We start from the raw sequence: 16,197 nt of genomic DNA, 5'->3' as shown, positions 1-16,197 counted from the left end.
GCCCAGCCCGCTCCCGCAGTTGATGGGTGGTGTGCACAGAGGCTGTGTACACCACCGGACCCGGCTTACTTGCCGGCGGTCAAGGTGTTGTAGCTGGTGATCAGGTTGCGGTAGTCAGGAATGTGGTTGGAGAACAAGGTCCCCAAGCCTTCGATGTCGTTGCGCCAGTCGCGGTGCAGCTCACAGGCCAAGCCGAACCAGGTCATCAGTTGGGCGCCGGAGGACGACATGCGATCCCAGGCCGACTGACGAGTCAGTTCGTTGAAGGTACCGGAAGCATCCGTGACCACGAACACCTCAAACCCTTCGGCCAGGGCCGAGAGTGCCGGGAAGGCCACGCACACTTCAGTCACCACACCGGCAATGATCAGTTGCTTCTTGCCGGTGGCCTTGATGGCCTTGACGAAGTCTTCGTTGTCCCAGGCATTGATCTGGCCAGGGCGAGCGATGTACGGCGCCTCGGGGAACATTGCCTTGAGCTCGGGTACCAGCGGGCCGTTGGGGCCGGTTTCAAAGCTGGTGGTCAGGATAGTCGGCAGTTTGAAGTACTTGGCCAGGTCGGCCAGCGCCAGCACGTTGTTCTTGAAACGATCCGGTTCGATGTCGCGTACCAGCGACAGCAGGCCCGCCTGATGATCAACCAACAGAACGGCGGCGTTATCCTTGTCCAGACGCTTGTAAGAAGTAGTCATTGCAGTAGTCCTCGCGTGTTATCGATGCCGAGTGAATGTCGGCGTGGGGGTACCCGGTTAGCGCTGGGAGTCCAGCACTTCGTGTTCGTTCGCCACTTGTTGAGCCTTGAGATAGCTCTCGATCAGCAATTGATAATGCGGCATGGCCTGGGCGTAGACAGCAGCCCACTGCTCGGCATCTGGACGGTTCCAGGAGCCTTGCAGCTCAGATAGCGTAGCCATGATGTCGATCGGCACCACCCCGGCTTGTGCCAAACGGGCAATGGTCAGATCAGTGGCCAGTTTCGAGTGGTTACCGGAGGCGTCGACCACCGCAAACACCTTGTAGCCCTCATGCACCGCCGCAATCGACGGGAACGCCAGGCAAACGCTGGTCAAGGTGCCCGCAATGACCAGGGTTTTCTTGCCGGTGGCTTCGACCGCCGCGCGGAATTCAGGATTGTCCCAGGCGTTGATTTCACCTTTACGCGCCACGTATCGGGCGTGCGGTGCTTCCTGGTGAATCTCTGGAATCAGCGGCCCGTTCGGACCCTGAGGTACCGAGGCAGTGGTGATCACCGGCATCTTCAACAAGGTCGCGGCCTTGGCCAGGGCAATGGCGTTGGCGCGCAATTGCGGCACGTCCATGTCCTTGACGATCTGGAACAGGCCGCTCTGGTGGTCGATCAACAGCAGCGCGCTGTCGTTGGGGTCGATGGTCGGTTTCAGGCCGTTGAAGTTGGCCGCGTTGTGGGTGCTCATGTGCGTTTCCTCTTTCGTTTAGGCAACAGCCATCCCTGGCCTGGGAACCGGCCTACGCATCCTGTGTAGAGCGGGTGATTGAACCGATACGGCTTAACCGTGCATCCGGCCGAACCGACCGGATTGAAAATCGGCAAAAGCCTGGTGAATCTCCTGCTCGGTGTTCATCACGAACGGGCCGTGACCGACGATCGGCTCGTCGATCGGCTCACCGCTGAGCAGCAGGACCACAGCATCGTTGTTCGCTTCCAGGCTCAACTGGTCGCCATGGCGTTCGAACAGCGCCAGTTGTCCTTCGCGCACCAGCTCCAGGCCATTGACCTGAACCGTGCCGCGCAGTACCACCAGAGCGGTGTTGCGACCTTCGTGCAGGTCCAGGTTGAGCACCTTGCCGGCATTGAGGCGGATGTCCCAGACATCGATCGGGGTGAAGGTGCGCGCCGGCCCCTTGTGACCGTCGAGTTCACCGGCAATCAGACGCAGGCTACCGGCCTTGTTCTCCAGGGCGATGCTCGGGATATCGCCATCGAGGAGGGTCTGGTAGCCGGCCTCGGCCATTTTGTCCTTGGCGGGCAGGTTGACCCACAGCTGGACCATTTCCAGGGTGCCGCCCGTCTTGGCGAATGCCTCGGAGTGGTACTCCTCGTGCAGGATCCCGGACGCCGCGGTCATCCATTGCACATCGCCAGGGCCGATCTTGCCGCCGCTACCCGTGGAGTCCCGGTGCTCCAGTTCGCCCTTGTAGACGATGGTTACGGTTTCAAACCCGCGGTGCGGATGCTGACCCACGCCGCGTCGTGCGGTGGTCGGGGTGAATTCAGCGGGGCCGGCATGGTCGAGCAACAGGAACGGGCTGATGTGTTTGCCCAAGCTGTCGTAGGAAAACAGCGTGCGGACCGGAAAACCGTCGCCCACCCAGTGCGCCCTTGGGCTGGTGTAGATACCGATGATGTTTTTCATGGTGCCTCCGAATGTGGGGTGAGTCAGAACATGGACAAAGCTTAAATCCAACACCTTTGATCCGGTAGACTGCAAAAATCACCCTTAGCGTTCTATTTGGAGAACGATAGTGGAAGACCTGAACACCCTGTACTACTTCACCCAAGTGGTCGAACACGGCGGTTTCGCCGCGGCAGGACGGGCGCTGGACATGCCCAAATCGAAACTCAGCCGACGCATTGCCCAGCTCGAAGAACGCCTCGGGGTGCGTTTGATCCACCGTACCAGCCGGCATTGTTCGCTCACTGAAATCGGTCAGGCCTACTACCAGCGCTGCCTGGCGATGCGTGTGGAAGCCGAAAGCGCCGCCGAACTGATTGAACGCAATCGCTCCGAACCCCAGGGACTGGTGCGCATCAGTTGCCCGACGGCGCTGCTCAACTCCTGGGTCGGGCCGATGCTGACGCGCTACATGCTCAAGTACCCGTTGGTGGAGCTGTTCATCGAGAGTACCAACCGCCGCGTGGACTTGATCCACGAAGGCTTCGACATTGCTCTGCGGGTGCGTTTTCCGCCGCTGGAAAACACCGACCTGGTGATGAAAGTACTGGGTAACAGCACCCAAAGCCTGGTGGGCGCCCCGGCCTTTGTCGAACGCTTGTCGACCCCCGCCTCACCTGCGGACCTGAGCGGATTGCCGAGCCTGCATTGGGGCGCCGCGCAACGGGAGTACCAATGGGAGCTGTTCGGCCCGGACGCCGCCAGCGCAGTGATCCGCCATCATCCAAGGTTGGTGACCGACGACCTGATTGCCTTGCGCACCGCCGTACTGGCGGGGTTGGGCGTCGCCCACCTGCCGGCCGTGGTGGTGCGTGACGATCTTGCTGCGGGGCGTCTGGTGGAACTGGTGCCGGGCTGGGCGCCCAAGTGCGGGATCGTCCACGCCATCTTCCCTTCGCGCCGTGGCCTGCTACCGTCGGTGCGCACGCTGATCGATTTTCTGGGTGCGGAGTTCAGCCAGAGCGATATTGCTTAAGGGCAGTTGCAAGTTGTAAGCCGTAAGCTGCAAGAAGCTTATAGCGCGTAGCTGGCCACTGAGCGTCTAGCGCTTGAGATACCGATCCAGCCGCTGCATGGCGTCGTGCAACCCTTGCACGGCCTGGTTCAGGGAGTGGCTGTCGTGCTCGCGGCACGCGGTCTCCAGTTGTTCGCACCAAAGGATCAGGCGCTGTGCCTTGATCATTCGCGCACCACCCTTGATCCGATGGGCCAGATCCCGCAAACCGATGCGATCACTGTCGGCATGAAGCGCCTGTAGACGCACCCTGTCCTCGGCATTGCTGGCCGTCAGGTCGGCCAGCAGATGATCGATCAGGTGGCGATCATCCCCGGCCAGTTGCTCAAGGCCACCTAAGTCGAACTCGACGCCGGGATCCGCGGGTGTTTCGACCGACACCGATGCATTCGCCAACACCGGAGCCCCTGTCAGTCCGGCATTCAGGTCCTTGAGGTTGATGGGTTTGAACAGGCAATCGTCCATCCCGGCTTCCCGGCAGCGGATCTTTTCTTCGTGCTGGGCGTTGGCGGTGAAGCCGAGGATCAGGCAAGGTTTCAATCCGTGGATTCGCTCCTCCTCACGGATCGCCCTCGCCAGTTCATAGCCGCTGAGAGCCGGCATGTTGCAATCGGTGATGACCACGTCGTACACATGCTCACGCCAAAAACCCAGCCCCTCCTCCCCGTCTCTGGCGTCCTGTACCCGATGCCCCAGGTGGCTCAATTGCTGTGCCAGCAACAGGCGGTTGGCCGCGTAGTCATCCACCACCAGTACCTGCAACGAACGCCCTGGTCCGAGCGCAGCACCCGGTGCTGGCGGTACCTCGGTCAACGGTTGCAAGACCGCTACATCAAGCTGGACCTCGACCCGGGTACCGCTCCCCAGCACACTGTTGAGCTGCAGACGCCCTCCCATCATCTCGCACAGCGAGCGACTGATGACCAGGCCGAGCCCCGAGCCACTGCGTCCGTCCTGAGGGCTATTGGCCGCCTGTACAAAAGGGCTGAACAAGCGCTGCTGGTCGGCATTGCTGATACCTATCCCGGTGTCTTCGATCAGCAGCCTGACGGCCACGTGTCCCGGCACCGTACCGGGCTCAACCTGCAACGTCATGCGAATGTGTCCGGCACGAGTGAATTTGATGGCATTGCTCAGCAGATTGGAGACGATCTGTTTGAAGCGCATCGGGTCGATCAGCACGTCGCGCTGGCTGCGAGCGTCCAGTTCAACCAACCACTGCAGGTTCTTTTCCCGCACCAGGCCTTCGAACACCTTGCTCACCGACTCGACCAATCCCCCCAGGTTGGCCCGTTCCGGGGCGAGGGACAAATGCCCGGACTCTATCCGCGAGATGTCCAGAATATCGCCGATCAACTCCAGCAGTTGTTGTGCCGCACTGGACGCGACTTCAATCGCGAAACGGTCGGTCACCCCCTGTTGCGCCCGGGTCATCGCCAATTCCAGCATGCCGATCAGCGCATTCATGGGGGTGCGAATTTCATGGCTCATGGTGGCCAGAAACGTGGTCTTGGCACGGTTGGCATCGTCAGCGGCATCCTTGGCCTGCTGAACCTGTTGCAGCAGTTGCTGGCGTTTGCGAATCTGATTGCGCTGGTATGCGATCCAGGCCAACGCGAGTAACAACAGCAGGCCTGCCGCGGCGAACCCCTGAATGATGGTGGTGCGGTGGCGTGACCAGTAGCTGCCGTCGACAGGCACTTCGTTACGCCAGCGACTGGCCAGTTCGTCCAGTTCCTGCGGGGAAATGCTCAACAGGGCCTTGTTCAGGATGGAGTAGAGCTCACGCTCGCCACGGTTGGTCGCAAAACCGATGTGCGTCAGTTCAGTGCCTACGGTACTGGCGACCTGCAGGGTGTCACGGTACTGTCGGGCAATGATGTAACGCGCACTGATCAACGAAGGCATCGCAGCATCGGCCTCCTTGTTCGCCACCATGGTCATGGCCTGGGCAGGACTGTCGACTTCGATGAAACGCACATCCCGCGCATGGGCGCTAATGAGTTCGCGCAACGCATTGCGTCCGACCACCGCCACGCGTTTACCCGCCAAATCATCCAGGGTCACCGGGGCCTTGTTGCCAATGGCACAGACCAGCACAAAGGGGTTGATCAGATACGGTCGGGTGAAGCGGATCTCGGCCTGGCGCTCAATGCTTGGGGTGAGCACGGCCATCAGGTCGATCTCGCCACGCTTCAACTGGTCAATCTGCTGGTTCAGCGACTCGCCGCGTATCGCTTCGAAACGCAAACCCGTACGCAGGCTGATCCGGTTCAGTACCTCGGCGCTGAGCCCAGTGAACCGGGCGTTTTCGTCCTCGAACGACAAAGGCGCAAAGTCGCGCATGAAGCCGACTTTGATCCGAGGATGCTGATCCAGCCAGCGCTGCTCGCGGGAGCTCAATTGCACCCGCTGGGTGTTGCTGAAACTGCTGCCGGAGCTCCAGCGGCGCAGAATGGTCGTGCGCTCCTGCTCTGGAATCGCCGCCAGCGCAGCATCGATGATGCCCCGCAAGCGGAGGTTGTCGGCACTGACGGCAAAGCCGAACGGGTTGACCTCCATCCGGGCGAACTGCGTCAGCTGCACATTGCTCAGGTAGTTGTTATTGATCAGGTAGTTGGCACTGATGGAGTCGCCCAGGTAAGCATCCGCACCACCAAAGGCCACAGCCCCCATGGCGCTCAAGGTCGAGCGATACAGCTCAAGCCGGACATCGGGGTAAGCTGCCTTGACGGTGTCCGGCCGCACGTAGTGATCCAGCATCGCCACCCGCAGGTTGCCCAGATCAGGTGACAAACGCGCACTGTCGCCCACCCGCGTGACCAGGATGGGCGCGTCCTCGGCATAGGCACGTGACATCAACAATTGCGAATCGGCGGCTTCGAATCCGTTGGCCGCCCCCAACAGATCAATCTCCCCCTGCTTTAACGCATCAATCACTGCCTCGCGCGAGTCATAACGCGCCACTTCCACCTTGATATGCAGCAATTGGGCGATCAGCCCGGCAAAGTCAGCGGTGATACCCTCAAAGTACTGATCATTGATGGTGTTTTCGAAGGGTGGGTAGTCTGGTGCCGAGGCGCCGAGGTGCAAGCGACCTTTCTCCCTCAGCCAGCGCCAATCCGCTTCATCCAGGTTGACCCGGTAGCCCTCGACACTCGATCGCCCCTGCAGCCGCAGGGGTTCCGGCGTGGAACCAAGGCAGCTCAGCGCCCAACACAGGCTGACCCCTGTCAACACGACCCGCCAGGCGCGCGTGCTCACGGGGATTCAGATCAGATGGTTGCGTTGGGCGAAATCCCGCAGATGAACCAGGGACTTCACGTTGAGCTTTTCGATCAAGCGGGTTTTGTAGGTGCTGACGGTTTTGTGGCTCAGGTGCATGCGCTCGGCAATTTCCTTGTTGCTGGAGCCACGTACCAGGTGCTGGAAAATGGTCAACTCGCGGTCGGAGAGTCTGTCGATCATTTTCTGCTCATCCATCTGTAGCAGGCTCTGGTTCACCGAGCTGGTGTCCAGTCGAGGGAAGTAGGTGTAGCCAGACATCAACGCCTTGACGGCTTTACACAGCTCATCGAGGTCGTTGGATTTTTCGACAAACCCCATGGCCCCACCCCGCATGCAACGCTCGACATAGAACCTGGGCTCATGGGAGGTGAAGACCACAATGCGCGAGGGCAAGCGCTCGCGCTGCAGACGAGCAAGAAACTCCAGTCCGCTGAGCCCGGGCATCTGCAGGTCCAGCACCACCAGGCTGGGCGAATGCTCGCGAATCGCCAGCAGGGCATCGATGGCAGTGGATGACTGGGCGATGGTCTGGAACAGCGGCCTGTTATTAGCGTCCTTGAGTGCCCCAAGCACCATTTTCAGAGCCGCCCGAACAACCGGATGATCGTCTGCGATCAACAGTGAACTCATGGCAACTCCTGTAAATGTATCGCCCACGGCAAAAACATGGGCCGAATAGACACGGCCGCGCAATGACTATTGCACGGGAATAGCGGATCGACTACCTGTCAGATATGACAGTTCAGACGAACGGTACTACGTCACCTGGAGATTTGTCAGGCGCGCAGACCACCCTGATGCCAGGGATGAGGACGTTCGGAAAGGGGGATGGGCAGATCCACGCGGCTCATCAGGCTCTCGAGGGTTTCCTGATCCGGAACCCGGTCCTGACTGATCCGCACATTACCCGGCTGCGCGACAAACAACGCTGGCAACCCGGCCTGCTGGGCATCGTAAATCAGCGCATGACGAATCTGCTGGTTGTCCTGACAGAATGCCAGGGGATCCAGTCCGGTGCCTGTCGTCAGGGAGGCATTGATGATCACCAGGTCAAAGGGTTCACACCCGTACTCAACGACACTGAGCAACTCGTCGAGTGAATGCACGGGAGCAATTCGGTAGTAACCGAGCTGATTCAGGCGGCGCTCGACTTTCATCCGATGAAAATGCTGCTCATCGGCAATCAGTATACGTAAGGCTTTATTCGGCATAGTTGATCAACTCTGCAATAACAATGCGGCCAGTCTGCACTTAGCCATTTCAAGAGCCTGTGAGACTAAGGACAACAGCGCAGGGTTTATGTAGGACTATTCTGAAAGAAACAGTTCCATTTCCATTTAACTTTTTTTCTGCGGGACCGATGACATTTGCAGCCAGCGCAGTAAGTCAGGGCCGCTCATGGGCCGGGCAAACAGATAACCCTGCCCCTGGCGGCAGTTCAATGCCAGCAGTTGCTGGCGCTGTGCTTCGGTTTCAATGCCTTCGATCACCACCGACATGCCCAATGCCTCGCCCAGCGCCAGGGTGCTGCCGATCACTGCGCGGCAACGTGGCTCGTCGTCCAGTGTGCGGACGAACTCACCGTCCAGCTTGATTTCGTTGAACGGCAACTGGCACAGGCGCTGCAACGATGAAAAGCCGGCACCGAAGTCATCGATGGACAAGCGACTGCCCATCATGCGCAGGCGTACCAGGCTTTCAAGACTGGTGGCCGGAGCCTCCAGCAAGCCACTCTCGGTCAGTTCGAACGTCAGGCAACTGCCGGGGGTATCGTGCAACGCAAGAATACCCCTGATGGTAGAAACCAGCTCGGGGTTGGCCAACTGCATGGCGTGCAGGTTGAAGGCGACATTGAGCGTGGAGCCTTGCTCACGCATTGGCCGCAGCAAGGTCAGGACCTGGTCCATTTGCGTAAACAGCAACTCATCCAGCAGCCCAAAGCGCTCCAGCACCGGCATGAACACGGCCGGCGACAGGATCCCGCGAAAAGGATGGAGCCAGCGGGCCAGCACTTCCACGCCGCAGACTTCGCCGGTCAGCAGATTGAACTTGGGCTGGTAGAACGGCTGCAATTGCCCTTCCCGCAAGGCACTGCGCACCTCGCTTTCACTGGCAGGCTCAGGCACGGGCAGTGCAATCACGTCATCACGAGGCCCCGCAAGGTGTTTTTCCAGCAACAGTCCCAGCGCTTGTGCGTACAAGGGTTTACCGACATCCCCCAGCAGCCTGAGCCCCGACAGCGAAACAATCTGGCGGACGGCACGACGCACATCGGCTGACAACGAACTGCTGATGATGATCGACCCGACCAGCCCCGAGCGTCCTGCGCGCTGAAAGAACTCCAGGCCGTCCATGCCGTCCATACACAGGTCGCACAGGGCAATGTCGACCGCGCCGACCGTTTGCAGCAGGGCCAGCGCCTGAGCCCCGTCACTGGCCTGGAACACTTCCTCGCACCCCATCTGCTGGAGCGTCTTGACCGCCACAGCTCGCACAAAGGCATGATCCTCAAGCACCAGCACCCTGATCGGCAGTATCATTTTGGCGGCCCGCGTCGTAGAAAGATGACGCAATTATCCCGGCATGCCAGCCAAACTGATTTAGGAAACGTCCTAAAGCTTGTAGGAATTTTCCCAGAGTTGCCGATTGCAGGAACATTGACCCCACGCCCTCTTGACACCCTCTCAGCCAGCCCGTTGCTCAAGTGTATCGGCCAGCCGCTCCATGGCCTGTTGCAACGCATCCACCGCCGCCGTCAGTTGCTCGCCACCTCCCTCTTCGCAGGCGCTCTCCAGGCGTTCGCAACAGTGGATCAGCCCTTGGGCCTTGATGATCCGTGCGCCCCCTTTTACCCGATGAGCCAGGTCAGCAAGCCCCAAAACATCATGGTGGGTGAACAGACTGAGGAGCCGCGATATGTCTTCTTCATTGCTGCTGGCCAGATCCCCCAACAGGCTTTTGATCAACGCCTCATCGCCGCGCGTCAGCTGCTCGAGGTTGGTCAGGTCGATGGCGTCTGCCGGCGTGCGACGCTCTTCTTTGGTTGGGACCGGGACGGTGTCCGGGGCAACGCATGCCAGGAAGGCGCTCAAATCGCGCAGGCTGATGGGCTTGAACAGACAACCATCCATGCCGGCTTCGCGACAGCGTTGTTTCTCTTGCGGTTGTGCATTGGCGGTAAACCCCAGAATCAGCCCCGGCGTAATTCCCCCCGCGCGTTCTTCGCTGCGAATCGCCCGCGCCAGCTCATAGCCGTTCATGACAGGCATATTGCAGTCGGTGATGACCACATCGAAATGCTGGCCGCGCCAGGCCCGTAGGCCGTGGGCACCATCCTGCGCCTCCTTGACCCGGTGCCCCAGGTAAGTCAGCTGCTGCGACACCAGCAGGCGATTGGCCGGGTAGTCATCGATGACCAGGATATTCAGCATCTGACCCTGGGGGGGGAGCTGGCTCATGGGTTGAACGCTTCGGACCAGGGGTTCCAGGATGGGCAACTCCAGCGTCACTTCAATTTGTGTGCCCTGGCCCAACACACTGGACAGCTCCAGCGTCCCACCCATCATGTCGCACAAGGTGCGACTGATCATCAGCCCCAGGCCACAGCCACTGCGGGCCGATTGAATGTTGTTACTGGCCTGGCTGAATGGATTGAACAGCCGTTGCTGATCTGCTTCGCATATCCCGCTGCCCGAGTCCTCGACACGCACAACTACCTGCAGGCGTTGCGCATCGCCAACCGATTGGCCCCTCACACTCAGGCGCACCTGACCCTCTGCCGTGAATTTGATGGCGTTGCTCAACAGGTTGGACACGACTTGTTTGAAACGCAGCGGGTCAATCAACACATCCTGGTTGGCGATAGCATCCACCTCCAGGTGCAAGTGCAGCTGTTTCTGTCGGGCTAGCCCGTCGAAAATCCTTGCCGCCGACTCCACCAGTGAACGCAGGTTGGCACGTTCAGGTGCCAGCGACAGATGGCCCGATTCGATGCGGGAGATGTCCAGAATATCGCCGATCAGCTCCAGCAGTCCCCGCGCCGCCCCCGACGCCACCTCGATGGCGAAACGATCCATAACCCCTTGATCGGCTTTTTTCATGGCCAGCTCAAGCATGCCGATCACCGCATTCATGGGCGTGCGGATTTCGTGGCTCATGGTGGCCAGGAACGTGGTCTTGGCACGGTTGGCCTCGTCGGCTTCATCCTTGGCTTCACGCAATTGTTCCAGTAGCTGCTGGCGCTCGCTGACGTCGATCCAGCCGCCGATCATGCCGCTGACCCGACCGTCGCTGCCGCGATACGGCAACATCCAGTGATAAATCGTGCGCACGTCGTGTTCAGACAAGGTCAATTGGCGGTCCCGCACGCGCGGCAGCCCCTCCTCCATCACCTGCAGGTACTCTTCGTGAAAAGCCTTGGCTTCGACCACGCTCTTGAGCTGGCCGCAAATCACCGTTTGGCCGATCACCGCGTCGCGCTCAACCCCGAACACTTCCAGATAACCATGATTGCAGGCCATCATGCGCCCTTGCCGGTCCCGCACATAGATCGGATGAGGCGTGCCATCGATCAGTACACGCATGAATTCCAGTTGATCGTTGAGTGCACGCTCGGCCTGCTCGCGCTTGCGTATCAATACACGCAGGTAGCCAATCCAGCCCAATGCAACCAGCAACAGCAACCCGGCAATCGCAAAACCCTGGATGATCGTCGATCGGTAGCGCAACCAATAGCTGTCTTCGATCACCGCTTCACTGCGCCAGCGATTGGTCAGTTCGTCCATCTCCTCCGGCGGAATGCTGAACATCGCCTTGTCCAGAATCGAGAACAGCTCTGGCGAGTCGCGGGCCGTGGCAAAGGCCATATGGGCCGACGAAGTGCCCACAGTGCTGGTGATCTGCAACTGATCGCGAAATTGCCGGGAAATCATGTAGCGCGCACTGATCAGAGAACTGACCGCCGCATCAGCCTCACCACTGGCTACCATGTTCATGGCTATCTGGGCATTATCCGCGACCAACAAGCGAATGCCGGGATAGCGCTCGGCAACCATGTCTTTGATCGCACTACCGCGGGTCAGTACCAGTCGCCGACCGGTCATTTCATCCAGAGTGGGCGGGGCGTCGGCAATGATTCGGCTCACCAGTACGTACGGTGTGTTCAGGTAAGGACGAGTGAAACGCAACGTGTGTTCACGTTCGATACTGGGGGTCAGGGAGACCAGCAAGTCCGCTTGCTTCGATTCGATCCGGTCGATGAGCTCGGGCACGGAAGAGCCTTGCTGAACATCGAACTTCAAGCCGGTGCGTAGCGTCAACCTGGCCAGCACATCGGCCGCAACCCCTCGGAACTCGCCTTCACGAGTAAAGAATGAAAAAGGCACAAAGCTGCCATCCACGGCCACGCGCACCCGGGGATGGGCGTTCAGCCAACGCTGTTCGCTGGCGGTGAACTGCACCCGATTTTTTCCTGAGAGGCTGGCGCCACCGGCGTTCCAGCGGCGCAGGATATTCAGCCGCTCCTCCGTGGGGATGGCTGCCAGCGCTGCATTGATGATTCGCAGCAAGCGTTGATCATCGCGCCGCAAGGCAAAGGAAAAATCGTTGGCTTCCATGCGCGAGAAATCAACCAACTGGACGTTGTTCAGGTAGTTTTTGAGAATCAGGTAATTCGCACCGATGGCATCACCGATGTACACATCCGCCTGGCCAAACGCGACTGCACCGATGGCGCTCAGGGTCGATGGGTACAGTTGCAGCCGAGCCTTGGGATAGAAGGCCTGCACCTGCGTCGGGGGCAGGTAGTAATAGACCATCGCCAGGCGTTTGCCCGCCAGATCCTGCGTGACGTCCTGAGTGTCGTCAGTGCGACTGACCAGCGTTGGCTGGTCATCGGCATAGGCACTGGACAGTACCAGTTGCGGATCTTCGGCCTCGAAATTGTTGGAGGTCCCGAGAAAGTCGATCTGCTGCGTTTTCAGCGCCTTGATCACGTCTTCACGGGAGCTGTAGCGCTGCACCTTGATGTCAACCTGCAGTAACTGGCCGAGCAACTGCGCATAGTCAGCGCTCAGGCCTTCGTAGTCATTGCCATTGTTGGTAATACCGAACGGTGGGTACTCCGGGGCCGATGCACCCAGCACCAGCGTTCCTTTGCTGCGCAACCAGAGCCAGTCGCTGTCATCGAGCACAACGTGATAACCGTCGACACTGGAACGGCCCACCAGGTTGTAGGTCTGCGGTCCGGCCTGCAACAGGCTGGTCCACAGCGACAAGAGCACAAGTACGGCAACCGGAAGACACTTTCTAAGGGAAGGCATCTAGATCAGGTTGTTACGTTTGGCGAAGTCGGCCAGGTAGACCACCGACTTGACGTTGAGCTTCTCGATCAATCGGGTTTTGTAGGTGCTGATGGTCTTGTTGCTCAGCAGCATGGCGTCCCCGATCTGCTTGTTGCTCAGACCGTTCGACAGCTGCTGCAGAATGGTCAGTTCCCGGTCGGTCAGACTCTGGATCAACTCAAGATCGGTGGCCTGGATATCGCTGCGACGGACCGAACTGCAGGGCAGGTTCGGGAAAAAGCTGTAGCCATCCATGATCGCCGAAATGGCCCTGCGCAGTTCGTCCGCATCCTCGGTCTTGGAGATATAGCCTGCGGCGCCCGCCTTCATGCAGCGCATGGCAAAAAACTGCGGCGACTGTGACGTCAGCACGAGAATCTTGCCAGACAGGCGCAATGCGCTGATCCGGCTGATGACTTCCAGACCGTCCAGTTTGGGCATGGCGATGTCGAGGATTATCAGATCCGGAGCATGCTCGCGAGCCAGTTGCACGGCATCGGCACCATTATCCGCCTCGGCGACCACGTCGAAATGCACTTGCTCCAACAGCATCCTGACCGAAGAACGAATGAACGGATGATCGTCCACAACCATCGCTTTATACATACAAACCTCTGTAAAACTGGCCGGATCAGACCAAAGGGAAACGTTCCCGGCTGAAAAACCACCCATCATGCATGATCTCGAAGGACCTTCCTAAGTGCAGTGTAGGAAGTTTCGGGATTTTTTTCAGCGAGCCCATCGCTCGCGTCTCGATGCCAGCGTGCAACGCGCTGACCATTGTTCAAACGCCTGGCAGGTCATGGGACGCGCCAGAAAGTAGCCTTGACCGGTCTGACAGCCCATCGCGATCAGGGCGTCACAAATACCCGGACTGCTGACCCCTTCGATGACCAGGTCCATCTCCAGTGAGCGGCCCAGTGCCATGGTGCTGGCAATGATTGCCCGGTTGTGTGGCTCCAGAGGCTGTTGCACACACTCACCGTCCAGTTTGATCTGGTTGAACGGCAGATGGCATAACTGTTTGAGCGAAGAGAACCCCGAGCCAAAATCATCGATCGCCAGGCCACAGCCCAGGCCACGCAATTGCAACAGGCTGTGCTCGATGCTCGCTGGCAAATCGAGCAAGCCATTTTCGGCCAGCTCGAACGTCAATGAAGCACCTGGAAGCCGATGGCGTTGCAAGGCTCGCCGGACATGCTCGATCAACTCACCACTGGCCAGTTGCGAGGCATGCAGGTTGAACGCCAGTTCAAGTGCCCGGCCTTGAGCACGCAAGGTGTTGAGCAGGCTCAAGCCTTGATCGAACAGTTGCTTGAACATATCGTCGATCAGGTCGTACGCCAGCATGGCCGCCAGAAAATCCCCTGGCAGCAGCACCCCTCGCGAAGGGTGCTCCCAGCGCGCCAATGCCTCGACCCCGACCAGGGCACCGCTGCTCAACATCACCTTAGGTTGATACCAGGCGCGAAACTGACCCTGGTCCAGGCCATGCCTGACCTCGGATTCGCTGGGCAGTGCCGGTTCCGGCCGCCATGCAGACAAGGGTATCCGCCGACCGAGGCTGTAGCGATGCAACACCGCCTGCAGCTCCCGCAACAGCATGGGCTGCCCCAGCACGCCGAGCATTTTCAGGCCGGACAGCGAAACCATTTGCCCGACGGCGCGGTGCAGCTCCAATGGCAGCTCACCGTACAAGGCCAGCGCGCGGACCCGGCCCGAGGCACTGGCGCCATGCAGGAACTCCAAACGCTCCAGCGCCCGGTTGCTCACATCACATAAGACCAGGTCCACGCCGCCCGCCTCATGGAGCTGTCGCCATGCCTGCTCTGCGGCGCTAGCGTGCAATACCTCGCCCACCCCCAACCGATGCAGCATGTGGGTGAGCGCGTCACGTTGAAACCCTTGATTGTCCAGCACCAGCACCCTGGGAGTGTCCATAGGCCTAAAACACATTGAAAATCGAATGTGCAAATACTGGCAATGTGAACCCTATTCACAGGAAGGATCTGTCCTACAGCAACGTAGGAAATTTCCCAAGAAATACATCAGTCCGTGGTACTCGGGCTCCAGAACGCTTGTTGCACCAACGGCGAGAGGCTCAACCGCGCCACCAGAGCATCCAGCTCATCGCCATCCACCGATGTCGTGGCGAGGGTGGCTTCGATTTCCACTTCTTCGCTGCCAAAGGCATGTACGTCGACATCGCTGGCCGGATAATTGCTGCGCTCAAGCTCAGCCTCAAGCAAGGCAAACACCGCTTTTTGCCGCGAGCGTTGGGCAATCACATAGACAATGTTGGTCACCTCGGCCGAAATGACGTCCAGCGGCTGGCGGTTGATGTTGTTGACGATCGGTCGCAGCAAGGTGTTTGCCGCCAACACAAACAAGGTGCCGAGCAAGGCTTCCAGCACCAGGTCGGCACCGGCACAGGCGCCGACCGCTGCCGAAGCCCAGAGGGTGGCGGCGGTATTCAGACCGCGAACGTTACCCTCTTCGCGCATGATCACCCCCGCGCCGAGGAATCCGATACCGGACACCACGTAGGCGATCACCCTGACCGCCCCGTCGGCGCCACCGAGTCGGTTGGCCGTGTCGACGAAAATCGCCGCGCCCACGGCGACCAGTACATTGGTGCGCAGGCCGGCGGTACGCTGGCGGTACTGACGTTCGAAACCGATCAGCCCGCCCAGAATGAACGCGGCACTGAGGCTGACCAGGGTGTCGACCATCGAGGTCATGTTGATGTTATTGATGGCTTGCATGGGGTATTCCCTTCTCGTTTCGCGTCATGCCCGGGAGCGGACGCTGAGCGCCCACGACGGTTCCATCCGCAGTGTGGGGAACGGTCATGAACAACTGGGGTGTCGACAATCAAGACTGTCGATGAGAGGGGCATCGGGGACGGCCGGCATAGGCCGTGAGCGGGATGCCGCTGCTCGCTTGGGTGGCGAGACAACGGCACAGAACGTTGCGCGTTATCTTGCCGGGGAGTGGCCGGCTATCGAAACCGGCCGACAACTGTCACTGGAACACGTGGCCATTGTGGGCCTCCGAACAGGATGAAAACGCGCGCAGCTTACGCCGCAGGTACACCAAGAGCAAACCTGTATACAACAAC

Annotated in this window: 12 protein-coding genes; 1 reads left to right on the top strand and 11 read right to left on the bottom strand. The window is 59.6% G+C overall.

What is annotated here, in order from left to right:
• Positions 1-65 precede the first annotated feature (65 nt).
• The 3 genes from ycaC to CKW29_RS17075 all read right to left on the bottom strand — a co-directional run bounded on the left by ycaC (position 66) and on the right by CKW29_RS17075 (position 2,393).
• Positions 66-692, bottom strand: a complete 627-nt coding sequence (ycaC, locus tag CKW29_RS17085) for an isochorismate family cysteine hydrolase YcaC (protein ID WP_095143703.1) — start codon at positions 690-692, stop codon at positions 66-68.
• 57 nt (positions 693-749) lie between these two features.
• On the bottom strand, positions 750-1,433 hold the full coding sequence (locus CKW29_RS17080; protein WP_095143704.1) for an isochorismatase family protein: 684 nt from the start codon (positions 1,431-1,433) through the stop codon (positions 750-752).
• Between the two features lie 93 nt (positions 1,434-1,526).
• Positions 1,527-2,393 (bottom strand): pirin family protein, encoded by an 867-nt coding sequence (locus tag CKW29_RS17075; protein WP_095143705.1) that lies wholly within the window; start codon positions 2,391-2,393, stop codon positions 1,527-1,529.
• A 106-nt stretch (positions 2,394-2,499) separates the two neighbouring features.
• Between CKW29_RS17075 and CKW29_RS17070 the strand changes: the two genes are divergently transcribed.
• Positions 2,500-3,408 carry a LysR substrate-binding domain-containing protein gene (locus CKW29_RS17070; RefSeq protein WP_095143706.1) on the top strand — a complete coding sequence of 303 codons (909 nt, stop codon included), beginning with the start codon at positions 2,500-2,502 and terminating at the stop codon, positions 3,406-3,408.
• Between the two features lie 66 nt (positions 3,409-3,474).
• On the opposite strand, the gene CKW29_RS17065 is transcribed toward CKW29_RS17070, so the two are convergent.
• The 8 genes from CKW29_RS17065 to CKW29_RS17030 form a co-directional block, all read right to left on the bottom strand.
• Positions 3,475-6,711 carry a transporter substrate-binding domain-containing protein gene (locus tag CKW29_RS17065; protein WP_095148865.1) on the bottom strand — a complete coding sequence of 1,079 codons (3,237 nt, stop codon included), beginning with the start codon at positions 6,709-6,711 and terminating at the stop codon, positions 3,475-3,477.
• Between the two features lie 6 nt (positions 6,712-6,717).
• Entirely contained in the window at positions 6,718-7,365 is a 648-nt protein-coding gene (locus CKW29_RS17060) for a response regulator transcription factor (RefSeq protein ID WP_095148864.1), read from the bottom strand.
• Positions 7,366-7,511: 146 nt separating this feature from the next.
• Positions 7,512-7,946 (bottom strand): chemotaxis protein CheY, encoded by a 435-nt coding sequence (locus CKW29_RS17055; RefSeq protein ID WP_095143709.1) that lies wholly within the window; start codon positions 7,944-7,946, stop codon positions 7,512-7,514.
• Between the two features lie 126 nt (positions 7,947-8,072).
• Positions 8,073-9,275, bottom strand: coding sequence for an EAL domain-containing protein (locus tag CKW29_RS17050; protein WP_095148863.1), 1,203 nt, complete (start codon positions 9,273-9,275; stop codon positions 8,073-8,075).
• 144 nt (positions 9,276-9,419) lie between these two features.
• Entirely contained in the window at positions 9,420-13,055 is a 3,636-nt protein-coding gene (locus tag CKW29_RS17045) for a transporter substrate-binding domain-containing protein (RefSeq protein WP_095148862.1), read from the bottom strand.
• The gene (locus CKW29_RS17040; RefSeq protein ID WP_095143712.1) at positions 13,056-13,682 is read right to left on the bottom strand and encodes a response regulator transcription factor; all 627 of its coding nucleotides are present in this window, start codon (positions 13,680-13,682) and stop codon (positions 13,056-13,058) included. It abuts the gene before it with no gap.
• A 123-nt stretch (positions 13,683-13,805) separates the two neighbouring features.
• Complete coding sequence (locus CKW29_RS17035; protein ID WP_256584919.1) at positions 13,806-15,017, bottom strand: EAL domain-containing protein; 1,212 nt, start codon at positions 15,015-15,017, stop codon at positions 13,806-13,808.
• Positions 15,018-15,124: 107 nt separating this feature from the next.
• Positions 15,125-15,841: an MgtC/SapB family protein gene (locus CKW29_RS17030; protein ID WP_095143713.1), complete on the bottom strand. Its 717-nt coding sequence runs from the start codon at positions 15,839-15,841 to the stop codon at positions 15,125-15,127.
• Positions 15,842-16,197: the final 356 nt, after the last annotated feature.

This window comes from Pseudomonas sp. Irchel s3a18, assembly GCF_900187535.1.
Taxonomy (GTDB): domain Bacteria; phylum Pseudomonadota; class Gammaproteobacteria; order Pseudomonadales; family Pseudomonadaceae; genus Aquipseudomonas.
Note: the sequence above shows the minus strand (reverse complement) of the source record. Positions and strands in the feature narration are given on the sequence as shown.